Here is a 21,225-nt window from a genome sequence, read left to right on the forward strand (position 1 = left end):
ATCTCAGCGCCGGGACTTCGGCTTGCGACGGGGCTGGTTGCGCGGGCCGGTCTGGGCGTAGGGGTGGATGGCGCGCCCACTGCCCGCCGCCGCGGAGCCCTGCCCGTCCCGGGGGCCGGAACCGGCCGTGCCTGCGGCCACCGGCTCGAGCTCCTCGTCGGCCCCCTCGTCCACGGTGGGGTGCGCCGCCTGCGGCGTCTGGCCCTCGGCGTCCTTCCTGGCCTGCCGGGCGTGGAACTTCGCGGCCGCCTTGTCGAGCTGCTGCACGGCCGGGTCCTTGGCACGCATGCTCACCAGCGCCGGGGTGGCGATGAAGATCGAGGAGTACGCACCCACTGCCATGCCGATGAAGAGCACCAGGGAGAGGTCGAGCAGCGTGCCGGGGCCGATGACGGTGAAGCCCATCACGAGCACGGCCGCGATCGGCAGCAGGGCCACGACCGTGGTGTTGATCGAGCGGACCACCGTCTGGTTCACGGCGAGGTTGGCCGCCTCGGCATACGTCTGGCGCTTGTTGCCGAAGGCGTCCTGGGTGTTCTCGCGCACCTTGTCGAAGACGACCACGGTGTCGTAGAGCGAGTAGCTGAGGACGGTGAGGAAGCCGATCATCGTCGCCGGCGAGACCTCGAAACCGGTGAGCGCGTAGATGCCCACCGTGATGACCATGTCGTGCACCAGCGCGATCATCGCGGCCACCGACATCTTCCAGGTGCGGAAGTAGATCGCCATCACCAGGAACGTCAGGACCAGGAAGACGACGAGGGCGCGCAGCGCCTGCTCGCTCACCGACTGGCCCCACGAGGGCCCGACGAACGAGGCGCTGACCTGGTTCTCGTCGACCCCGAACTCCTGGGCCAGCGCCGCGCGGACCTCGCGGCTCTGGGCCTCGTCGAGCTCCTCGGTCTGCACCCGGATGGTGCTGCTGCTCGTGCCCAGCCTGGTGATGTTGGCGCTCTCGCCGGGAGCCACCTCGGCCAGCGCGTCCCGAGCCCGCGACTCGTAGTTGTCGCTGTTGCTGCCGGCCGCGACGCGGAACTCGGAGCCGCCGGTGAACTCGAGGCCGAGGTTCAGCTTCTGCACCCCGAGGCCCACCAGCGCCACCAGGATCAGGACCGCCGAGAGTGCGTACCACCGCCGGCGGTTGCCCACGAAGGCGATGGAGCGCTTCCCGGTGTAGAGGTCGTTGCCGAACTTGCTGAAGTTGATCATGACCCGCTCCCCTCGGCCGTGCGGGCGGCCGGTGACGTGGCGAAACGGCCGCGGCCGACGTACCGCGGGGCGGCCACGGCACCGAGACGCTCGGGGCTCAGGCCCGACCACTTGTGGCCGCCACCGAAGAACTTCGTCTCGGCGAGGATCCCCATGAGCGGGTGGGTGAACATGAACACCACGAGGATGTCGATCAGCGTGGTGAGCCCGAGCGTGAAGGCGAAGCCCCGCACGCCGGAGGACGCCAGGAAGTACAGCACGACGGCGGCGAGGAAGTTCACGCCGTCGGCCACCAGGATGGTCCGCTTGGCGCGCTTCCAGCCGGTGTCCACGGCGGCACGCAGCGGCCGGCCCTCGCGCACCTCGTCGCGGATGCGCTCGAAGTACACGATGAACGAGTCCGCGGTCACGCCGATGGCGATCACCAGGCCGGTGACGCCGGCCATGTCGAGCCGGTAGTTGTGCGACCAGCCGAGGATCGTGAGGCTCAGGTAGGTCAGCAGCCCGGCGATGATGATCGAGGCCACCGTGACGAAGCCGAGGGCCCGGTACTGCATCAGCGAGTACGCCGCCACGAGGATCAGGCCGATGATGCCCGCGATGATGCCGTAGCGGAGCTGCTCGCCGCCCAGCGTGGGGCTGATGTTCTCGCGCGTCTCGAGCGAGAACGACATGGGCAGGGCGCCGAACTTCAGCTGGTCGGCCAGCTCGCGCGCCTGCTCGATCGTGAAGCCGCCCGTGATCGAGGCCTGGCCGTTGAGGATCGCCTCGTTGAACTGCGGCGCCACGATGACCCGGGAGTCGAGGGTGGCCGCCATCCGGTTGCGCGGCGGCTCGAGGGAGACCATGCGCTTGCTCGCGTCCGCGTAGGCCTTGGTGCCCTCGCCCTTGAAGGACAGCTGGATCTCGACCTCGCTGGACGGCTGGCCGTTCGCGAGCGGGCGGTAGCCGGCAGCGGCGCTGTCGATCTGGTCACCGCCGACGACGACGGGGCCGAGGATGAACTTCTCCACGCCGTCGTCGGAGCAGGTGACCAGCGGCTTGGCCGGGTCGTCGACGACCTTGTCGAGGGCGCCCTCCTTGGCGCAGTCGAGCGCCTGGAACTGCTGCGCGACGTCGTCGGTCACCCACGACAGGTCGCTCTGCTTGTCGGGCTTGGCGCCACCGCCGGTGGGGGTCGCGGTGCCGGTCGGGGTGGGCTTCGGCGTCGCGGTGGCCGTGGCCGTGGCGGTGCCCGACGGGGAGGTCGTGCTGTTCAGCAGGGCCTGCGGGATGCCGCTCTTGGCGACGGACGTGGTGGCGCCGGTCGCCGTCGGGACCGGCGCGGTGGGGGTCGCGGAGCCGGTGGCCGAGCCAGTTGGCTGGCCGGTGGGCGTGCCCGACGGCGTCCCCGTCGGCTGGGGGGCGGTGGTGCCGGCGGCGGAGGCCAGCACCGGTCGGAAGCGCATCTGCGAGGACTTGCGGATCGCGTCCTCGGTGGTCCGGTCGGGCTGCCCCGGCATGCTGACGACGATGTTGCGCCCGCCGCGGGTGGTGACCTCGGCGCCGGCGACGCCGTTGGCGTCGACGCGCTGCACGATGATGTCGCGAGCCTGGTTCAGCTGCGAGCTCGAGACCGTGCTGGTGCCCACGAGCACGGGCTCGAGCACCATCTGGGTGCCGCCCTCGAGGTCGAGGCCCAGCTTCGGCGTCCAGGCCGCGACGCCCCAGGTGTTCGCGCTGAACAGCAGGCCGGCCAGCACCGCGATGAGCGCTGCGAAGCTGCCGAGGACCTTGAGCGGCTTGCGGGTGTGCGGGTTGAGCGCCACGTCAGTCCCCCTGCTCGCCCGGGTTCTGCGAGGTCGCCCCGGGAGCCCCCGGCGCCTCGGGGGCCGGGACCTTCATGCCGATGGCCCGCCGGTCGTAGCGGACGTGGACACCCGGGCTCACCTCGAGGGTCACCGTCGAGGCGTCGAGCGCGGTGACCGTGCCGAAGAGGCCGGAGGTCGTGCACACCTCGTCGCCCACCACGATGCTGCTCTGGAGGTCAGCGGCCTGCTTCTGGCGCTTGCGCTGGGTGAAGACCATCCAGCCGATGAGCAGCAGGGGCAGCAGGAAGATCAGCAGGCTGGAGCCGGAGGATCCTCCGCTGGTCGCCATGGGGAGGGCCAGGAGGCCGCCGCTTGACATGCTTGAGTCCCTTCAAGGATGGGTTCGCTGTGCGCCGCGTCACCGGTACCCGGGCACGCGTGTCCTCCCGGCGAAGGCCGGGGACCGGTCGAGTGTAGGTGAGACCGACCACACCAACCAACGCACCGCACCGAGGGCGCGTTCCAATTGTGACCCAAGGTGCCGGCCGAGGGTCAGAAGCGGCCGTCGCCGCCCTCGAGGGGAAGCGGCGTCAGCAGGGGGTCGCTGCCGGCCGGCGGGGTGAGGCCGAGGTGCTTCCACGCCAGCGCGGTCGCGGCCCGCCCTCGTGGGGTGCGGGCCATGAAGCCCTCCCGCACGAGGAACGGCTCGGCCACCGTCTCGACGGTGTCGGCCTCCTCGCCGACGGCGACCGCGAGGGTGCCCAGGCCCACCGGCCCTCCCCCGAAGCGGCGGCAGAGGGCCTCGAGCACGGCGCGGTCGAGCCGGTCGAGCCCCCGGTCGTCGACGTCGAACAGGGCGAGGGCGGCGTGGGCAGCCTCCTGGTCGACGACGCTGCGCCCGTGCACCTGCGCCCAGTCGCGCACCCGGCGCAGCAACCGGTTGGCGATGCGGGGCGTGCCTCGCGAGCGTCGCGCGATCTCGGCGATGCCCAGGCCGTCGGCCTCGACCTCGAGGAGCCTGGCCGAGCGGTGCAGGATCCGGACGAGGTCGTCGCTCGCGTAGAAGTCGAGGTGTCCGGTGAAGCCGAAGCGGTCGCGCAGCGGTGCGGGCAGCAGCCCGGCCCGGGTGGTCGCGCCGACCACGGTGAACGGCGGCAGCTCCAGGGGGATGGCTGTCGCCCCCGGGCCCTTGCCGACGATCACGTCGACCCGGAAGTCCTCCATGGCCAGGTAGAGCATCTCCTCGGCCGCCCGCGACATGCGGTGGATCTCGTCGAGGAACAGCACCTCGCCCTCCATGAGGGAGGAGAGCACGGCCGCGAGGTCGCCGGCGTGCTGGATGGCCGGGCCGCTCGTGACGCGGATCGGCTTCTCGAGCTCGGCCGCCACGATCATGGCCAGCGTCGTCTTCCCCAACCCGGGGGGCCCGGAGAGCAGGACGTGGTCGGGGGCGCTCCCCCGGCGCTTGGCGGCCTCGAGCACGAGGGCGAGCTGGTCGCGCACCCGGGTCTGGCCCGGGAACTCGCTCAGGCGACGGGGTCGCAGCGCGGCCTCGACGGTGCGCTCGTCGGCGTCGCTGCCGGCGTCGACGATGCGGGCGGTGGCGTCGAGGGAGCTGTCCTCGTACATCTCGGAGGCGAAGCCGTCAGGGGCTGCGGGCACGGCCTACCTCCCCAGCTCGCGCAGGGCGGCGCGCAGCATCTCGGAGACGGTGGGCGTTGCACCGGCGTCACCGGCACCGTCCGCGACCCGCTTGACGGCGTCCTCGGCCTGCTTCGCCGACCAGCCGAGGCCGACCAGGGCCTCGGTGACCTGGTCGCGCCACGCCGGCAGCGCCGCCGCCGCAGGGGCCGCGGCACCGGCGGCTCCCGGCACACCGACCTTGTCGCGCAGCTCGAGCACCATCCGCTCGGCGCCCTTCTTCCCGATGCCGGGGACCTTTGTGAGGGCCGCGACGTCCGAACCGCTGATGGCGGCACGGATCCGGTCGGGCGGCATCACGGACAGCATGGCCAGCGCGAGACGCGGACCCACCCCCGAGACGGTCTGGACCTGCTCGAACATGTCGCGCTCGTCGTCGCAGGCGAAGCCGTAGAGGGTCAGCGAGTCCTCTCGTACGACCAGGGTGGTCGACAGCGCAGCCTCCTGGCCACGGCGCACCGACGCCGCCGTGCCGGGGGTCGTGTGCACCAGCATCCCGACGCCCCCGACCTCCACCACCACGCGGTCGAGGCCGGCGTGCAGCACGCTTCCGCGGACCGAGGCGATCACCCCGCCACCACCGTTCGGCCGGACGCGGCCTTGAGCCGGGCCCGCTCGGAGGCGGCGGCGAGCGCGAGCCGGCTCTCCCCCGTGCCGCGCCAGTGGTGGCAGATCGCCAGCGCGAGGGCGTCGGCCGCGTCGGCGGGGCGGGGCGCCACGTCGAGCCGGAGGATGCGGGTGACCATCGCGGTGACCTGGGCCTTGTCGGCGCGTCCGGACCCTGTCACGGCTGCCTTCACCTCGGTGGGCGTGTGCAGCACGACGGGCAGCCCGCGCCTGGCCCCCGCGAGTAGGGCGACGGCCGAGGCCTGCGCGGTGGTCATGACGGTGGGCACGTGGTCGGCGGCGTAGACCCGCTCGAGGGCGATGGCGTCGGGCTCGAAGCGGTCGAGCCAGCGGTCGAGCTGGTCCTGGAGGTAGACCAGCCGCTCCCCCGTGTCACTGCCGCCGGGGGTGCGTACGACACCCACGGCCACCATGGCCAGGCTGCCCGGGGAGCCCTCGACGACCCCCAGCCCGCAACGGGTCAGGCCCGGGTCGACGCCGAGAACGCGCACGCTGACAACTCCTCCACATCCGAACAGGTGTTCGGTCGAACGCTACACAGCGCCGGGGCGGCTGCCGCGCACCAACACGCCTACTCCTCCGACTCGAGCTCCGCGAGCACCTCGTCGCTGATGTCGCCGTTGGCGTAGACGTCCTGGACGTCGTCGGAGTCCTCGAGGGCCTCGATGACCCGGATCATCTTGCGGGCGCCCTCGGCGTCGAGCGGCACCTGCAGGTTGGGCACCCAGGAGGCCTCCGCCGAGTCGTACTCGATGCCCGCCTCCTGGAGTGCCGTGCGGACCGCCACGACGTCGGTCGCCTCGGAGACGATCTCCCAGGTGTCGCCGTTGTCGTTGACCTCGTCGGCTCCGGCGTCGAGCACGATCTCGAGGATGTCGTCCTCGGTCTTGTCGCCCTTGGGCAGGATGACCACGCCCTTGCGGTCGAAGACGTAGGCCACCGATCCCGGGTCGGCCAGCTGGCCGCCGTTGCGCGTGAGGGCCGTGCGCACCTCGGCCGCCGCCCGGTTGCGGTTGTCGGTGAGGCACTCGATGAGGATCGCCACACCGCCGGGCGCGTAGCCCTCGTAGGTGATGTTCTCCCAGTCGGCGCCACCCGCCGTCGCACCGCTGCCGCGCTTGACGGCGTTGTCGATGTTGTTGTTGGGGACCGAGGACTTCTTGGCCTTCTGGATCGCGTCGTAGAGCGTCGGGTTGCCGGCCGGGTCACCGCCACCGGTGCGGGCGGCCACCTCGATGTTCTTGATCAGCTTGGCGAAGAGCTTGCCCCGCTTGGCGTCGATCGCAGCCTTCTTGTGCTTGGTTGTCGCCCACTTGGAATGGCCGCTCATCGCTTCTCCTCGAACTACGTCGTGCTGCTGGGAAAAAGACCGGAGGCGATCTTACTTAAGGGCCCTTCGCTCCACCGGCACGGGCGTCGCGCACCATCTGCACGAAGAGCTGGTGGAACCGGTGGTCACCGGTGACCTCGGGGTGGAAGGACGTGGCGAGCAGGCGCGCCTGCCGGACCGCGACGACACGTCCCGCGGCCGGGCCCTCCTCGACCGACGCGAGCACCTCCACCCCGGGGCCGCACTCCTCGACCCAGGGCGCCCGGATGAACACGGCCCGCATCGGGGCGCCGCCGATGGCGTGGATGTGCAGGTCCTCCTCGAAGGAGTCCACCTGCCGGCCGAAGGCGTTGCGGCGCACCGTGATGTCGATGCCCCCGAGGGTCTGCTGGTCGGGGCGGCCCCCGGTGATCCGGTCGGCGAGCATGATCATCCCGGCGCACGACCCGTAGACCGGCATCCCGGCAGCGATGCGGGCCCGCAGCGGCTCGAACAGGCCGAAGGCCCGCACCAGCTTGTCCATCGTGGTCGACTCGCCGCCGGGGATCACCAGCCCGTCGACGGCCTCGACCTCGGAGGGGCGCCGCACGGTGGTGGCGCGGGCACCGGCGCGCTCCACGGCATACAGGTGCTCACGGACGTCGCCCTGGACGGCGAGGACCCCGACGAGGGGCTGGCTGGCGGTCACGCTGAAAGGCTAGGGCCCCTGACGAAGCGTGCGGTCGCTGGGCTAGGTTGCGGCCATGTCAGACCTCGCAGACCGGGCGCGCCGGCTCGACGACGAGCACGCCGCCACCGACCGCCGCAGCCTCTTCCGCATCCCCGACGGCGTCATCTACCTCGACGGCAACTCCCTCGGGGCCCTGTCCCTCGCGGCCGCGGAGACCGCCGCCGACGTGGTGGCCAGGCAGTGGGGCGAGCAGCTCATCCGCGCGTGGAACGAGTCGGACTGGTGGGGCGCGCCCGAGCGCGTCGGCGACCGGATCGGCGCCCTGCTCGGGGCGTCGCCGGGGCAGGTCGTCGTCACCGACTCCACCTCGGTCAACCTCTTCAAGGTCGTGGTGGCCGCCTCGCGCATGCGCCCGGGCCGCAGCACGGTGCTGACCGACCCCGACTCCTTCCCCACCGACCTCTACATCACGCAGTCGGCGGCCGACCTGCTCGGTCTCACCGTCGAGCTCGTGCCCGTGGCCGAGGCCGCCGACCGGATCGCCGAGCTGGGCTCCTCGCTGGCGGTGGCCTCCTACTCGCAGGTCGACTACCGCACCGGCGAGCTGTGGGACCTCGCCGCGCTGACCCGCGCTACCCACGAGGTCGGCGCGCTGGCCTGCTGGGACTTGTGCCACTCGGCCGGCGTGATGCCGGTCGGCCTCGATGCGGCCGAGGCCGACTTCGCGGTCGGCTGCGGCTACAAGTACCTCAGCGGAGGCCCGGGGGCACCGGCATTCGTCTACGTCGCCGAGCGGCACCTCGCCGACTTCGACAGCCCGCTGACCGGGTGGCAGGGCCACGCGAGCCCCTTCGCCATGTCCCGCGAGTACGAGCCCGCCCCCACCATCACCCGCGCGCGGGTGGGCACCGCACCGCTGATCTCCCTGCTCACCCTCGAGGGAGCACTGACGGCCTTCGACGGGCTCGGCGTGGACGACGTGCGCGCACGGTCGCTGTCGCTGACCTCGTTCTTCGTGGAGTGCCTCGGCGCGCTCGGCGTCGACCTCCCGGTCGCGACCCCGAGCGCGGACGAGCGGCGCGGCTCACAGGTGAGCCTGCGGCACCCCGACGCGTATGCCGTGGTGCAGGCCCTCATCGCCCGCGGGGTCATCGGGGACTTCCGGGAGCCCGACATCGTGCGGCTCGGCTTCGCGCCCCTCTACCTCTCGCACGCCGACGTGCTCGCCGCCGCGGAGCACCTCGCCGCGGTGGTGCGCGACCGGGAGTTCGAGCGGCCCGAGTTCCGGACCCGGGCGGCCGTCACCTGACGAGCCACCGGCCGACCAGTCGGTGGTTCAGCTGCTGACGGTCCCACCCGACAGCGCCAGGGCGGCGAGGAACTCCTCGGCGTACTGGCGCTGTCGGCGTTCACGGTCCTCGCTGGCCCACAGGCGGCTGATCCGCTCCCGGCTCACGGTCACGTGCAGCTTGCCCGTGGTCGCGGACTCCAGCACCAGGTCGCTGCTGGCGAAGTATCCCTGCAGGGCGGCACGCACCTCGCCCGCCGAGACCGACCACAGCGCGTGGGGAGCGCCCTCCGGGGTGAAGGTGAGCCGACCCTCGCCGAGGGCCAGCGTGCCGTGCACCCCCGTCAACGACGGGAAACGCCCCCGGCCCGACGTGACCCGGGCCTGCCACGCGTCGCGTGGCAGGCCCGGGTCCGGCACCGGTGTGGCGGGGTCCAGCGTCACCAGCCGCGCTCGGCGAGCCGGTGCGGCTGCGGGATCTCGTCGACGCTGATGCCGACCATGGCCTCACCGAGGCCGCGGGAGACCTTGGCGACCACGTCCGGGTCGTCGTAGAACGTCGTGGCCTTCACGATCGCCTCGGCGCGCTGGGCCGGGTTGCCCGACTTGAAGATGCCCGATCCGACGAAGACGCCCTCGGCTCCGAGCTGCATCATCATCGCCGCGTCGGCCGGGGTGGCGATGCCGCCGGCGGTGAACAGCACGACGGGGAGCTTGCCGGCCTGCGCGACCTCCTTGACGAGCTCGTAGGGGGCCTGCAGCTCCTTGGCCGCGACGTACAGCTCGTCCTCGGGCAGGTTCTGCAGGCGGCGGATCTCGGCGCGGATCTGGCGCATGTGCGTGGTGGCGTTGGAGACGTCGCCGGTGCCGGCCTCACCCTTGGAGCGGATCATCGCAGCGCCCTCGGTGATCCGTCGCAGTGCCTCGCCGAGGTTGGTGGCGCCGCACACGAAGGGCACGGTGAAGGCCCACTTGTCGATGTGGTTGGCGTAGTCGGCCGGGGTGAGCACCTCGGACTCGTCGATGTAGTCGACGCCGAGGGACTGCAGCACCTGGGCCTCGACGAAGTGGCCGATGCGGGCCTTGGCCATCACGGGGATGGAGACGGCGTCGATGATGCCGTCGATCATGTCCGGGTCGGACATGCGGGACACGCCGCCCTGGGCGCGGATGTCGGCGGGGACACGCTCGAGGGCCATGACGGCGACGGCGCCGGCGTCCTCGGCGATCTTCGCCTGCTCGGGGGTGACCACGTCCATGATCACGCCGCCCTTGAGCATCTCGGCCATGCCGCGCTTGACGCGCGAGGTGCCGGTGGTCGGCTGGGCAGCGGTGACGGGGGTTTCGGAGGACATTGGGGTGCTCCATGTCGTTCGCGGGGCGCAGCGCAGGAGTCGCGCTTCGCCCCCAATGCTAGTTGCCCGCTAGGTGCGCTCCGACCCGGGGAGCGCGTCGTCGAACTCGATGGTCTGCGGCAGCTCGGCGTAGCCGGCGAGCCGGAACCACCGCACGACCCACTTGCGACGGACGCGCTGCACGTCCTTGACCGCGTCGTTGTGGAACCGGCGCGCGAGCTGCACCCGCAGCCCGGCTGCCTCCACCCGCGCGAGCGCCGCCTCGCCGGTGCTTCCGGGCGCCTCCCGGACCTGCTCGGAGACGGGCGGGGCGAGGGCGACCAGCAGCGCCTCGGTGAGGTCGCTCTCGACGACCTCGCGTCCCGCGAAGTGCTGTCCCTCGAGCAGGTCGTCTCCGACCCTGCCGTTGTGCGCCTCCAGCGACTCCGTGGCCGCCGCGGCCAGGATGAGCGCGCTCGCGGGGTCGAGCGCCCCTGAGTTGGCCAGCTCCAGGGTCGCCTCCGCCCGCCGCACGAGCTGGGCGTCGAGGGCGGACAGCGCACCCTCGACCCGGGCGTGCAGCCGATCGAGCCGGGCTGCGCTGTAGGACAGGTACCAGGCGATGCCGACCAGCAGCGCCAGCAGCACCCCACCCCAGGTCAGCAGGTCCATCACTCGTCACCCGCCTTGGACAGGCCGCGCAGCAGGCGGGTCCAGCGCGTGTCGCCGCTGGTGTCGGCCCGCACGCGGCCGGCACCGTGCGTGACGGTCTCGTAGACCGCCATGACCTGCTCGGCCACGACCGACCAGTCGAACTGTCGCGCCCGCCGCCGCCCCGCCTCGGCGAGGGCGGCGCGTGCTGCTGCATCCCCGGTGAGCCGGACGATCTCCTGCGTGAGGGCCGTGGCGTCCTCGCCGCGGAAGGTGGCCCCGGCCCGGCCCCCGTCGAGCACCCGCAGGAAGGCCGGCAGGTCGCTGGCGACGACGGGCGCGCCCGCGCTCATGGCCTCGACCAGCACGATGCCGAAGCTCTCGCCCCCGGTGTGGGGGGCGATGTAGAGGTCGACCGAGGCCAGCAGCGCGGCCTTGTCGGGGTCGCTGACGGCGCCCAGGAACTCAGTCGCGGCCGCCACCTGCGGCGTCATCCGCTGCCGAGCGGCGTCGGCGTCACCGGGCCCCACCACGAGCAGCCGGGCACCGGGGTGGGCCGCCAGCACGCCGGGCATGGCGGCAGCGAGCACGTGCAGGCCCTTGCGGGGCTCGTCGATGCGCCCGAGGAAGGCCAGGGTCGGTGCGGCGTCGCTGCCCCGCCACTCCGGCCGGGGGGTGGCGTTCGCGAAGCGCTCGACGTTCACGCCGTTGGGGATCACCACGGCGTCGCCGCCGACATGCGTCGTCACGGTGCGGCGCGCGTCCTCGGAGACCGCGATCCGCCCGGCGATCTTCTCCAGGCTGGGCCGCAGCAGCGGGTAGGCCGCCTGCATGGCTCGGGAGCGGATGTTGGAGGTGTGGAAGGTCGCCACGACCGGGCCCTCGGAGGCCCACAGGGCCAGGAGGGAGATGCTCGGCGTGACCGGCTCGTGGAGGTGGATGACGTCGAACTCGCCGCGGTCGACCCAGCGCCCCACCCGCGCCGCCGTCACCGGGCCGAAGTTCACCCGCGCCACCGAGCCGTTGTAGCGCACCGGCACGGTGCGGCCCACGGACTCGACGTACCCCGGCAGGGGTGTGTCGTCGTCGGCCGGCGCCAGCACGGAGACGTGGTGCCCCTGCCCGATCAGGTGCTCGGCGAGGTCGCGCACGTGGAACTGCACCCCGCCCGGCACGTCGAACGAGTAGGGGCAGACGATCCCGATCCTCATGGCCGGGACCTCACGAGGAAGCCCTGGGCGTGAGGTCCTCGACGAAGACCCGTTGGAGCATGTGCCAGTCGGCGGTGTGCTCGCGGATGGCGCCGCCGAGGACGTCGGCGCACTGCTGGGTCATGGCCGTGGCGCGCTCGCGCGTGGTGCCCTTCCCCGGGTCGGGCACCCGGTCGTGGAAGGTGATGACGACGCGTTGGCGCCAGTCGCTGCCCGGCACGGGCTCGTAGTGGATCGACACCGGGTGCAGGGCTGCGCCCGTGGCGATGGACAGCGCCGCCGGACCGGCCGCCATGCGGGCGCGGTGGCCGCACAGGTCCACCTCGATCCCGCGGGCGGTGAGGTCGCGGTCGGCCAGCAGCGGCACGAGCACCGGCCTGCTCAGGTGCGAGCGGAGCTGGGCGAAGACGTCGCCTCCCCCGGTCAGCGGCAGGATGGTCATGCCGAGCGACTCGCGGAAGGCGAGGAACTCGGCATACACCTCCTCCGGCTTGAGCCGCTCGGCGACGGTCACCACCGGGGCGAGCTCGCGCGTGCCCCAGGCGCCGGCCGTGTCCCAGTTGCCCAGGTGGCCGAGGAAGCACACGACGGCACGGCCCCCCGCCAGCTCCTCGCGGATGGCGGCGTCGCCGACGACCCTGACGCCACGGGCGACGTCCTCGGCACTGCGGTCCGGGAGCCGGAACGCCTCGCAGTAGTAGCGCATGTAGGACCGCATGCCGGCCCGCACCAGGGCGTCGAGCTCGTCCTCCCCCAGCTCGGGGCGCACCCGCGCGTAGTTGGCCCGCAGCCGTTGCACGCCACGGCCGCCGCGCGCCACGGCCGCGTCGGCGACGCGGTCGAAGAGGCCGTGTGCCGCCCGCTCCGGGAGCCGTCGGACCGCCGACCAGCCGAGCCGGAAGCCGCCGACGGCCAGGGCGTCGCCGAGCGCCCTCACGCGCGGCTCAGGGCCTGCCGGCGCACCGTCAGCACCCGCTGGCACACGGTGATGAAGCTCGCAATGGCGAGCAGCGCCAGCACGACGGTGAGCAGCACCTCCGGCGCACCCAGGCCGACGAGGCCGGTGGCTGCCAAGGTGGCCACGAGGCGCTCTGCGCGCTCGGCGATGCCGACGTTGGCGGTCATGCCCAGCCCCTCGGCGCGGGCCCGGGCGTAGGAGACGACACTGCCGAGGATGAGGTTCGCCAGGGCGAGGGCGGCCATCAGCGTGTCGTTGCCGTCACCGGCGTACCAGAGCACGAGGCCGCCGAAGATGGCGGCGTCCCCGACCCGGTCGAGCGTGGAGTCGAGGTAGGCACCCCAGTTGCCGGACCGGCCGGACATCCGCGCCATGATCCCGTCGAGGGTGTCGGAGAAGACGAACGCGGTGATGACGATGGTCCCCCAGAAGAACTCGTGGCGGGGGTAGAAGGCCAGGGCCCCGACGCACACGCCGAGGGTCCCCACCAGGGTGACGACGTCCGGGCTGACGCCCAGCTTGAGCAGCAGGCGGGCGAGCGGGGTGAACACCTTGGTGAAGAAGGCGCGCGCGTATCGGTTCAGCATGGTGGCCTCAGGGTAGCGACGGCGGGCGGCGAGTCAGCGCGGCCACGCGGCGACCAGCTGCTGGCGGACGTCCTCGAGCAGCATCGGCAGCGCCTTGGTCTGCGCGATCACCGGCAGGAAGTTGGAGTCGCCGCCCCAGCGTGGCACGACGTGCTGGTGCAGGTGCGCCTGCACGCCGGCCCCCGCGACCGAGCCCTGGTTCATGCCGATGTTGAAGCCCATGGGCCTCGACGCGTTCTGCAGGGCTTGGATGCTCGCCCGCGTCAGGGCGGTGAACTCGGCGGTCTCGGCCTCGTTCAGGTCGATGTACAGGGCCACGTGGCGGTAGGGGCAGACGAGCACGTGCCCCGGGTTGTACGGGAAGAGGTTCATCACGACGTAGCAGTGCTCGCCGCGGTGGACGATGAGCCCCTCGGCGTCGTCGGCGCGCTGCGGCGCGAGGCAGAAGGGACACCCCTCCCCCGCCTGCTCGCTGGGTCGCTCGCCCTTGATGTAGGCCATCCGGTGGGGGGTCCACAGCCGCTCGAAGCCGTCCTCGGCCGCCGCGAACTCGCGCGCGAGCTCGGGGAAGACCCGCAGGCGGGCCTCTTCCTCCTCTGCCGGAGGCTGCTGCTCGTCGGTCACACCTGGACCCGGCTCTCGACCGCCTGCACGATCTCGGCCACCGCCTCCTCGAGCGGGACGCCGTTCTTCTGCGAGCCGTCGCGGTAGCGGAACGAGACTGCCCCGGCGGAGCGGTCGTCCTCACCCGCGATGAGCACGAACGGCACCTTGGCCTTGCTGGCGTTGCGGATCTTCTTCGGGAACCGGTCGTCGCTCTCGTCGACCTCCACCCGGATCCCCTTCTGCCGCAGGCGCGCCGCGACCTCCTCGAGGTAGGCGTTGTACTCCTCGGCCACCGGGATGCCGAGCACCTGGACCGGGGCCAGCCAGGGCGGGAAGGCCCCGGCGTAGTGCTCGACGAGCACCCCGAAGAAGCGCTCGATGGAGCCGAACTTCGCCGAGTGGATCATCACCGGCTGCTGGCGCGAGCCGTCGGCGGCCTGGAACTCGAGGCCGAAGCGAGCCGGCTGGTTGAAGTCGTACTGGATCGTCGACATCTGCCAGGTGCGGCCGATGGCGTCACGGGCCTGGACCGAGATCTTGGGCCCGTAGAAGGCGGCGCCCCCGGGGTCGGCCACCAGCTCGAGACCGGTCTCGGTCGCCGCCTGCTCCAGGACGCGGGTGGCCTCCGCCCACTGCTCGTCGCTGCCGATGAACTTGTTGCTGGTCTCGTCGCGGGTCGACAGCTCGAGGTAGTAGTCGTCGAGCCCGAAGTCCTTGAGCAGCCCGAGCACGAAGGACAGCAGGTGCTTGATCTCGGCCGGGGCCTGCTCCGCGGTGACGTAGGAGTGGGAGTCGTCCTGGGTCATCCCGCGCACCCGGGTCAGGCCGTGGACGACGCCGGACTTCTCGAACCGGTAGACCGAGCCGAACTCGAAGAACCGCAGCGGCAGCTCGCGGTAGGACCGGCCGCGCGAGCGGTAGATGAGGTTGTGCATCGGGCAGTTCATCGCCTTGAGGCGGTACTCCGTGCCCTCGAACTCCATGGGCGGGAACATCGTGTCCGCGTAGTACGGCAGGTGCCCGGAGGTGTGGAACAGCCCGTCCTTGCTGATGTGGGGGGTCCCGACGTAGTCGAAGCCCTCCTCGATGTGGCGGCGGCGGACGTAGTCCTCCATCTCCCGCTTGATGACACCGCCCTTGGGGTGGAACACGACCATCCCGGAACCGATCTCATCGGGGAAGCTGAACAGGTCGAGCTCGGCGCCCAGCTTGCGGTGGTCGCGCTTCTCGGCCTCGGCCAGCCGGTCGAGGTAGGCCTTGAGGTCGTCCTTCGAGGGCCACGCGGTGCCGTAGATGCGCTGGAGCTGCGGGTTCTTCTCCGAGCCGCGCCAGTAGGCGGCCGCGCTGCGCATGAGCTTGAACGCGTTGCCGATCAGCTTGGTCGACGGGATGTGGGGTCCGCGGCAGAGGTCGCCCCAGGCGACGCTGCCGTCGCGGCGCAGGTTGTCGTAGATGGTCAGCTGGGCGCCACCGACCTCCACCGACGCGCCCTCGGCGGCGCCTTCCGCGGCACCGCCCTTGAGCCCGATCAGCTCGCACTTGTAGGGCTCGTCCTTGAGCTCGGCGAGCGCCTCGTCGTCGGAGATCTCGCGCCGCACGAAGGTCTGGCCCTCGTTGATGATGCGCTGCATCACCTTCTCGAGCTTCTTCAGGTCGTCGGGGTTGAAGGGCTCCTCGACGTCGAAGTCGTAGTAGAAGCCGTCCTTGACGGGCGGGCCGATGCCCAACCTCGCCTTCGGGTTGACCTCCTGCACCGCCTGGGCCAGCACGTGGGCCGCGGAGTGGCGCAGCACGTTCAGGCCGTCCTCCTCGTCGACGCGCACCGGCTCGACGGTGTCGCCCTCGGCCAGCTCGTGGGCGAGGTCGCGCAGCTCGCCGTTCACCCGGGCCACGACGACGGAGCGGTCGTCGCCGAACAGGTCCCCCGCCGTGGTCTGCCCGGGCACCGCTCGCTCGCTCCCGGCGACGGTGACGGTGATCTGCGCAGACACGTGGGCACTCCTGGGCTGTTCGTGGGCTTGGTATGCCGCGTGCGCTCGCTGCGCGCACGGCACACCGATCGTATCGGCCGGGCCGGCGGCCCTGCGACGCAGTTCCGCGCGGGCACCGGGGCGGGTCCAACGGCCCTGCCGGCGGCGGCCACCCCGGCCCACGCTGACCCGCAGAGGAGGTGTGGCCATGTGGAACGACGGCTGGGGCATGCACGGGTGGGGCGGCTGGTGGGGCCTGCTGGTGCTGCTGCTCGTGCTGTTCGTGCTCCTCGCAGGCGTGGTGCTGCTGGCCGTGTCACTGGCGCGGTCCGGCGGCGGCGCCGGGTCGAGCCGGGAGCCCGGGTCGAGCGCGGCCGACCGGCTGCTCGACGAGCGCTACGCACGCGGTGAGATCGACGAGCAGGAGTACCTGCACCGGCGGGCGGTGCTGCGCGGTCGCTAGCCGGCCGACCCCATCTGCTTGAGCCGGTCCTGCAGGGGCAGCCGGATCGGGCCGCTGTCGGTCGGCACGGCCGCCTCCTCCTTCTTCGCGGCGAGCTCGCGGGCGAGCCGCTGCGCGTCGAGGATGAGCGCACCGTACGCCGGCCAGGCATGGGGGTCGTCCAGCGGGGTCTCGCGGACCCAGGCGCCGAGCTGGTCGAGCACCTCCAGGGCCGCGCGCAGGTGGCGGTCGACCTCGGCCTGGTCCTCGTCGTCACGCAGGCCGAAGTGGTCGACCGCGCAGCCGATGGCGTCGAGCGCCTCGGCGTACCGCTCCAGGAAGTCGCGTGACGGCACCGGCAGCCGCTCGGCCTCGTCGGCGGCGTCGACGAGGGTGCGGGCGATGCCGGAGACCTGCCACTGCGAGCGCCGCACGGTCTCGACGGTGCGCTCGTAGCCGGCCCAGTCGATGTCGACCGGCCGCAGGTCGTGCCGCGGGTTGAGCCGCGTGCTCTCCCGGCCGGTCTCGATCGTCTCGAGCACCTCGGGGGCGGTCTGCACGATCTCGGTGCTCGTGTCGTACCAGCGCCGGGCCAGGTCGGCGTCCCAGCCCTCGCGCAGGCCGGTCGCCATCTCGTGCAGCAGGCGGCGGACCCGGGAGGTCAGCGACCGCACGGCGTCGCGGGGCTGCTGGATGTGCAGCGGCGCGAGCACGACCGCGTTGACCGCGACGCCGATGACGCCTCCGACCACCGTCTCGACGATGGTCAGGTAGGTGAACTGGGTGTCGGTGCCGTGCACGGTGAGCAGCGACAGCAGCACCAGGGTGGGCACCTGGAGCCCGTGGTCGCCCAGTCGGCGCCAGCGCCCCAGCAGCAGGGCCACGAGCATGACGGGGACCATCGTCCACCAGGACACACCCACCACCGAACCGACCAGCCAGGCCACGCTCATGCCGAGCACCACGGCGGCGATCCGCTGCGCGCTCGCGCCCAGCGACCGCACCATCGTCTCGTCGACGACCAGCAGGGCCGCCAGCGGGGCGTAGAACGGCTGGGGGCTGTCGAGCAGGTGCACGGCCACCTGCCAGGCGACCACGGTGGCGATCGACGCCTTCGCCAGCAAGAGCCCGGTGTCGCGCTCCGGCCCCGCGTGCGCGACCGCCCGCCGGACGGTGCGCACCCAGGTGGCCAGCGTGGACCTCACCCGCTCTCGGGCAGGGTGGTGCCATGTGTCATCCCCGGTCGTGTGCATCCGGCCCACGGTAGCCGGGAGGGAACCGGCACGGCGTACCGGAGTCCGGCCTACTCCTGCGGCGCCCAGCTCAGCACCAGGTGGTCCACCCCGCCGGGGACCGACCTCAGCCCGGCCACCACCTGGCGGCCAGTGCGGTCGACGGCGAGTGCGACCGTGCTCGGCAGGAGCACGGGCCTGCGGAACCACACGTGCGAGGTCGACGGCTCCGCGGTGGCCGGCCCGAGGGCCGCCAGGGCGCGCGCGCAGGTCCACATGCCATGGGCGATCGCGCGGGGGAAGCCCATCACCCGGGCGGTGAGCGGGTGCAGGTGGATGGGGTTCACGTCGCCGCTGACGGTGGCGTACCGGCGGCCGAGGTCACCGGCAAGCCGCCACACCCCGACCGGGTCGCCAGCGGGTGGCTCGGGCGCCGGGACAGGGGTCGCCGCGGCCTCGTGGGAACGACCCCGCCGCAGGTAGGTGCTCCGCCCGTCCCAGACCCGCTCCCCGGCCACATCCACCTCGGTCACGAGGTCGACGAGCAGGCCCTTGGGGTGCTCCCTGAGGTGCTCGGCCCGCACGGTGACGTCGAACGCGTCCGAGGCCGTGAGCCGGCGGTGGACGGTGACGACGTTCTCGAGGTGCACCATCCCCGGCAGGGCGAGCGGGAAGTCGCGACGGGCCATGAGCTCCATCTGCAGCGGGAAGCCGAGCAGGTGCGGGTAGGTGTGCGGCAGGGTGTCGCCGACCGGAAAGCCGCACAGCCGTTGGTAGCGCAGCAGGCGGGCGCGGTCGACAGCCGCCGACCGGAGCCGGATCGCGCGTGTGGGCAGGTCGCCGCCGCCCCCCCGGGCCCTGAGCGCCGCGGTGGCATAGAGGCGCGGCAGGGCCGGGGAGGACTCGAGCTCCTCGACGTCGGTGGTCGCCACGTCAGGCCCCCAGCAGGCTCTGGCCGCAGACCCGCACGACGTTGCCGGTGATGCCGGCGCTGGCGTCCTGCGAGAGCCAGGCGATGGTCTCGGCGACGTCGACCGGCAGGCCGCCCTGCGACAGGGAGTTCATCAGCCGGCCCGCCTCGCGGGTGGCGAACGGGATGCGGCCCGTCATCTCCGTCTCGATGAAGCCGGGCGCGACGGCGTTGACGGTGATGCCCCGCGAGCGCAGGCCCGGGTCGCCGCCCAGCGCCTGCACCACCCCGATGACGCCGGCCTTGGAGGCCGCGTAGTTCGACTGGCCCCGGTTCCCTGCGATGCCGGCGATCGACGAGACCAGCACCAGGTGACCGCCGTCGCGCAGGCCGTCGTCGCCGAGCAGGACCTCGTTCATCCGCAGGATCGACAGCAGGTTCACGTCGAGCACCGAGGCCCAGCGCTGCTCGTCGGTGTTGACCAGCAGCTTGTCGCGGGTGATGCCGGCGTTGTGCACCACGATGTCGAGGCCGCCGTGGCGGGCCTTCGCGTGCTCGAGGATGCGCTCGCCCGCGTCAGCGGCGGTGACGTCGAGCTGCAGCGCGGTGCCGCCGACGCGGTTGGCGGTGCGGGCCAGCGACTCCCCGGCAGCCGGCACGTCGACGCACACCACGGTCGCCCCGTCGCGCGAGAGCACGTCGGCGATCGCGGCGCCGATGCCGCGCGCGGCCCCGGTGACGACGGCAACCTTGCCGTCGAGCGGCCGCCGCCAGTCGGTGGGCGCCGGGGCTTCACCACCGGTCACCTCGACGACCTGGGCGTCGACGTAGGCCGAGCGGCCCGAGAGCAGGAAGCGCAACGTGCTGTCCACGCCCCCGTCGGCGGCGTCGGCGACCAGCACGAGGTTGGCGGTCGCCCCGGCCCGCAGCTCCTTGCCGATGCTGCGCGTGATGCCCTCCAGGGCCCGGCGAGCGGCCGCCTGGGCCACGGTGGCCGCCTCTCGAGGAGGCCGGCCGAGCACGACGACCCGGCCGCTCGGGGCGAGCGCGCGCAACGCCGGGCCGACGAGCGCCCGCAGCGAGTCGAGGTCCTCCGGGGACTCCACGGCGGTGAGGTCGGCCACGATGGAGCCCACCCGCTGGCCCTCGGCCACCGCGTCGACGGCCGTGACCGACTCCTGCGCCAGGACGGTGCGGACCCGGCCGGCGAGCGGGGTGTCGCCATGGCCGCCCACGAGCACCGGGCCGTCGACGAGCGGTGCGTCCGCGGCATACCGGCGCAGCCGCACCGGCCGGGGCAGCCCGAGCTGGGCCGCGAGCTTCCGCCCGACCCCGGTGTTGACGAAGGAGGCGTAGCCGGCCATGTCAGGCCGCCTCGAGGATCGCCATGACGCCCTGACCCCCGGCGGCGCAGATCGAGACCAGCCCGCGGGCGCCGGACCCCTTCTCGTGCAGCATCTTCGCCAGCGAGGCGACGATACGGCCGCCGGTCGCGGCGAACGGGTGGCCGGCGGCCAGCGACGAGCCGTGCGTGTTGAGGCGACTGCGGTCGAGGGAGCCGACGGGCTTCGCGAGGCCGAGGCGGTCACGGCAGAACTCCTCGTCCTCCCACGCGGCCAGCGTCGCCAGCACGGTGGAGGCGAAGGCCTCGTGGATCTCGACGAGGTCGAAGTCCTGCAGGGTCATGCCCTGCCGCTCGAGCAGGCGGGGCAGCGCGTAGGCGGGGGCCATGAGCAGGCCCTCGTCGCCGGTGACGTAGTCGACCGCCGCAGTCTCGGCGTCGACGAGGTGCGCCAGCACCGGCAGCCCGCGCTCGGCGGCCCACTCGTCGGTGCCGAGCAGCACGGCGGAGGCACCGTCGGTGAGCGGGGTGCTGTTGCCCGCCGTCATGGTGGCGCCCTCACCCTTGCCGAACACCGGCTTGAGGGTGGCCAGCTTCTCGAGCGAGGAGTCCGGGCGCAGGTTCTCGTCGCGGGTCACGCCCAGGAACGGCGTGACAAGGTCGTCGAAGAACCCGCTCTCCCAGGCTGCGGCGAGGTTGCGGTGGCTGGCGGCGGCGAGCTCGTCCTGCGCCTCTCGGGTGATGCCCCACCGCTTGGCCGTCTGGGCCATGTGCTCGCCCATCGACAGGCCGGTGCGCGGCTCGACGTTGCGCGGGATCTCCGGCACCACGTGTCCCGGCCGCAGTCCGGTGAGTGCCCTCACCTTCTGCCCGGTCGTCCTGGCCCGGTTGAGGCGCAGCAGCGTCTCGCGCAGCCCCTCGCTGACGGCGATGGGGGCGTCGGAGGCGGTGTCGGTGCCGCCGGCGATGCCGGACTCGACCTGCCCGAGGGCGATCTTGTTGGCCACGAGGATGGTCGTCTCCAGCCCCGTGCCGCAGGCCTGCTGCACGTCGTAGGCGGGGGTGTGGGCCGACAGGCTCGAGCCGAGCACCGACTCCCGGGTGAGGTTGAAGTCGCGGCTGTGCTTGAGCACCGCTCCCGCCGCGACCTCGCCGAGCCGCTCCCCCGCCAGGCCATGACGGGCCACGAGCCCCTCGAGGGCGGCGGTGAGCATGTCCTGGTTGGAGGCGTGGGCGTAGGTGCCGTTGGCGCGGGCGAACGGGATGCGGTTGCCACCGATGACGGCGGCGCGGCGGGGGGCGCGGGTCGTGGCCACGAGGGCTCCTTTGGGCGGTTAGGGCGTGCCGGTGACGGACGGGAATTACCG

General features: G+C 72.6%; 22 protein-coding genes. 2 read left to right on the forward strand and 20 right to left on the reverse strand.

The window, feature by feature from the left end; genetic code table 11:
* Nucleotides 1-3 precede the first annotated feature (3 nt).
* The 8 genes from secF to pdxT all read right to left on the reverse strand — a co-directional run bounded on the left by secF (nucleotide 4) and on the right by pdxT (nucleotide 7,345).
* Nucleotides 4-1,209, reverse strand: a complete 1,206-nt coding sequence (secF, locus tag P2F65_RS00080; protein WP_275802955.1) for a protein translocase subunit SecF — start codon at nucleotides 1,207-1,209, stop codon at nucleotides 4-6.
* Entirely contained in the window at nucleotides 1,206-3,017 is a 1,812-nt protein-coding gene (gene secD, locus P2F65_RS00085) for a protein translocase subunit SecD (RefSeq protein WP_275802957.1), read from the reverse strand. Before secD ends, secF begins: the two co-directional genes overlap by 4 nt.
* Nucleotide 3,018: 1 nt before the next feature.
* Nucleotides 3,019-3,378 (reverse strand): preprotein translocase subunit YajC, encoded by a 360-nt coding sequence (gene yajC, locus P2F65_RS00090; RefSeq protein WP_275802959.1) that lies wholly within the window; start codon nucleotides 3,376-3,378, stop codon nucleotides 3,019-3,021.
* 173 nt (nucleotides 3,379-3,551) lie between these two features.
* Nucleotides 3,552-4,628: a Holliday junction branch migration DNA helicase RuvB gene (ruvB, locus tag P2F65_RS00095; RefSeq protein WP_275807174.1), complete on the reverse strand. Its 1,077-nt coding sequence runs from the start codon at nucleotides 4,626-4,628 to the stop codon at nucleotides 3,552-3,554.
* A 36-nt stretch (nucleotides 4,629-4,664) separates the two neighbouring features.
* Nucleotides 4,665-5,270: a Holliday junction branch migration protein RuvA gene (ruvA, locus tag P2F65_RS00100; protein WP_275802961.1), complete on the reverse strand. Its 606-nt coding sequence runs from the start codon at nucleotides 5,268-5,270 to the stop codon at nucleotides 4,665-4,667.
* Nucleotides 5,267-5,818: a crossover junction endodeoxyribonuclease RuvC gene (gene ruvC, locus P2F65_RS00105; RefSeq protein WP_275802963.1), complete on the reverse strand. Its 552-nt coding sequence runs from the start codon at nucleotides 5,816-5,818 to the stop codon at nucleotides 5,267-5,269. Before ruvC ends, ruvA begins: the two co-directional genes overlap by 4 nt.
* Before the next feature lie 80 nt (nucleotides 5,819-5,898).
* A complete protein-coding gene (locus P2F65_RS00110) occupies nucleotides 5,899-6,657 on the reverse strand; it encodes a YebC/PmpR family DNA-binding transcriptional regulator (RefSeq protein ID WP_275802965.1) in 759 nt (252 codons plus the stop codon).
* 55 nt (nucleotides 6,658-6,712) lie between these two features.
* A complete protein-coding gene (gene pdxT, locus P2F65_RS00115; RefSeq protein ID WP_275802967.1) occupies nucleotides 6,713-7,345 on the reverse strand; it encodes a pyridoxal 5'-phosphate synthase glutaminase subunit PdxT in 633 nt (210 codons plus the stop codon).
* Nucleotides 7,346-7,400: 55 nt separating this feature from the next.
* On the opposite strand from pdxT, the gene kynU reads away from it, so the two are divergent.
* The gene (gene kynU, locus P2F65_RS00120; protein WP_275802969.1) at nucleotides 7,401-8,636 is read left to right on the forward strand and encodes a kynureninase; all 1,236 of its coding nucleotides are present in this window, start codon (nucleotides 7,401-7,403) and stop codon (nucleotides 8,634-8,636) included.
* A 27-nt stretch (nucleotides 8,637-8,663) separates the two neighbouring features.
* Here kynU and P2F65_RS00125 read toward each other — a convergent pair whose 3' ends face one another.
* The 8 genes from P2F65_RS00125 to thrS form a co-directional block, all read right to left on the reverse strand.
* Entirely contained in the window at nucleotides 8,664-9,059 is a 396-nt protein-coding gene (locus P2F65_RS00125; RefSeq protein ID WP_275802971.1) for a hypothetical protein, read from the reverse strand.
* Nucleotides 9,056-9,970, reverse strand: a complete 915-nt coding sequence (pdxS, locus tag P2F65_RS00130; protein ID WP_275802972.1) for a pyridoxal 5'-phosphate synthase lyase subunit PdxS — start codon at nucleotides 9,968-9,970, stop codon at nucleotides 9,056-9,058. Before pdxS ends, P2F65_RS00125 begins: the two co-directional genes overlap by 4 nt.
* Nucleotides 9,971-10,039: 69 nt before the next feature.
* The gene (locus P2F65_RS00135) at nucleotides 10,040-10,621 is read right to left on the reverse strand and encodes a hypothetical protein (RefSeq protein ID WP_275802973.1); all 582 of its coding nucleotides are present in this window, start codon (nucleotides 10,619-10,621) and stop codon (nucleotides 10,040-10,042) included.
* Complete coding sequence (locus P2F65_RS00140; protein ID WP_275802974.1) at nucleotides 10,621-11,811, reverse strand: glycosyltransferase family 4 protein; 1,191 nt, start codon at nucleotides 11,809-11,811, stop codon at nucleotides 10,621-10,623. The genes P2F65_RS00135 and P2F65_RS00140 overlap by 1 nt, the downstream gene beginning before the upstream one ends.
* 10 nt (nucleotides 11,812-11,821) lie before the next feature.
* Nucleotides 11,822-12,748 (reverse strand): phosphatidylinositol mannoside acyltransferase, encoded by a 927-nt coding sequence (locus tag P2F65_RS00145; RefSeq protein WP_275802975.1) that lies wholly within the window; start codon nucleotides 12,746-12,748, stop codon nucleotides 11,822-11,824.
* Nucleotides 12,745-13,356, reverse strand: a complete 612-nt coding sequence (pgsA, locus tag P2F65_RS00150) for a phosphatidylinositol phosphate synthase (RefSeq protein ID WP_275802977.1) — start codon at nucleotides 13,354-13,356, stop codon at nucleotides 12,745-12,747. Before pgsA ends, P2F65_RS00145 begins: the two co-directional genes overlap by 4 nt.
* Nucleotides 13,357-13,389: 33 nt before the next feature.
* Complete coding sequence (locus P2F65_RS00155) at nucleotides 13,390-13,935, reverse strand: HIT domain-containing protein (protein ID WP_275807177.1); 546 nt, start codon at nucleotides 13,933-13,935, stop codon at nucleotides 13,390-13,392.
* A gap of 41 nt (nucleotides 13,936-13,976) precedes the next feature.
* On the reverse strand, nucleotides 13,977-15,953 hold the full coding sequence (gene thrS, locus P2F65_RS00160) for a threonine--tRNA ligase (protein WP_275802979.1): 1,977 nt from the start codon (nucleotides 15,951-15,953) through the stop codon (nucleotides 13,977-13,979).
* 187 nt (nucleotides 15,954-16,140) lie between these two features.
* Here thrS and P2F65_RS00165 point away from each other — a divergent pair, with 187 nt between their 5' ends.
* A complete protein-coding gene (locus tag P2F65_RS00165; protein ID WP_275802981.1) occupies nucleotides 16,141-16,395 on the forward strand; it encodes an SHOCT domain-containing protein in 255 nt (84 codons plus the stop codon).
* Here the strand turns inward: P2F65_RS00165 and P2F65_RS00170 are convergent.
* From P2F65_RS00170 to P2F65_RS00185, 4 genes are all read right to left on the reverse strand, one after another.
* Nucleotides 16,392-17,579 (reverse strand): FUSC family protein, encoded by a 1,188-nt coding sequence (locus P2F65_RS00170; RefSeq protein ID WP_275802984.1) that lies wholly within the window; start codon nucleotides 17,577-17,579, stop codon nucleotides 16,392-16,394. The two genes, P2F65_RS00165 and P2F65_RS00170, sit on opposite strands and share 4 nt — an antisense overlap.
* A 98-nt stretch (nucleotides 17,580-17,677) precedes the next feature.
* A complete protein-coding gene (locus P2F65_RS00175) occupies nucleotides 17,678-18,538 on the reverse strand; it encodes a MaoC/PaaZ C-terminal domain-containing protein (protein WP_275802986.1) in 861 nt (286 codons plus the stop codon).
* Nucleotide 18,539: 1 nt separating this feature from the next.
* Complete coding sequence (locus P2F65_RS00180; RefSeq protein ID WP_275802988.1) at nucleotides 18,540-19,880, reverse strand: 3-oxoacyl-ACP reductase; 1,341 nt, start codon at nucleotides 19,878-19,880, stop codon at nucleotides 18,540-18,542.
* A gap of 1 nt (nucleotide 19,881) precedes the next feature.
* Nucleotides 19,882-21,174 carry an acetyl-CoA C-acetyltransferase gene (locus P2F65_RS00185; RefSeq protein WP_275802990.1) on the reverse strand — a complete coding sequence of 431 codons (1,293 nt, stop codon included), beginning with the start codon at nucleotides 21,172-21,174 and terminating at the stop codon, nucleotides 19,882-19,884.
* Between the last annotated feature and the right edge of the window lie 51 nt (nucleotides 21,175-21,225).

The sequence above is a fragment of the Knoellia sp. p5-6-4 genome, assembly GCF_029222705.1.
In the GTDB taxonomy this organism is placed as follows: Bacteria; Actinomycetota; Actinomycetes; order Actinomycetales; family Dermatophilaceae; genus Pedococcus_A.

Excerpts from the sequence above, each read along its gene's own strand:
- secF (WP_275802955.1), bottom strand. The coding sequence starts at position 1,209 with ATGATCAACTTCAGCAAGTTCGGCAACGACCTCTACACCGGGAAGCGC.
- yajC (WP_275802959.1), bottom strand. The coding sequence starts at position 3,378 with ATGTCAAGCGGCGGCCTCCTGGCCCTCCCCATGGCGACCAGCGGAGGA.
- ruvB (WP_275807174.1), bottom strand. The coding sequence starts at position 4,628 with ATGTACGAGGACAGCTCCCTCGACGCCACCGCCCGCATCGTCGACGCC.
- P2F65_RS00110 (WP_275802965.1), bottom strand. The coding sequence starts at position 6,657 with ATGAGCGGCCATTCCAAGTGGGCGACAACCAAGCACAAGAAGGCTGCG.
- kynU (WP_275802969.1), top strand. The coding sequence starts at position 7,401 with ATGTCAGACCTCGCAGACCGGGCGCGCCGGCTCGACGACGAGCACGCC.
- pdxS (WP_275802972.1), bottom strand. The coding sequence starts at position 9,970 with ATGTCCTCCGAAACCCCCGTCACCGCTGCCCAGCCGACCACCGGCACC.
- P2F65_RS00135 (WP_275802973.1), bottom strand. The coding sequence starts at position 10,621 with ATGGACCTGCTGACCTGGGGTGGGGTGCTGCTGGCGCTGCTGGTCGGC.
- P2F65_RS00140 (WP_275802974.1), bottom strand. The coding sequence starts at position 11,811 with ATGAGGATCGGGATCGTCTGCCCCTACTCGTTCGACGTGCCGGGCGGG.
- pgsA (WP_275802977.1), bottom strand. The coding sequence starts at position 13,356 with ATGCTGAACCGATACGCGCGCGCCTTCTTCACCAAGGTGTTCACCCCG.
- P2F65_RS00165 (WP_275802981.1), top strand. The coding sequence starts at position 16,141 with ATGTGGAACGACGGCTGGGGCATGCACGGGTGGGGCGGCTGGTGGGGC.
- P2F65_RS00180 (WP_275802988.1), bottom strand. The coding sequence starts at position 19,880 with ATGGCCGGCTACGCCTCCTTCGTCAACACCGGGGTCGGGCGGAAGCTC.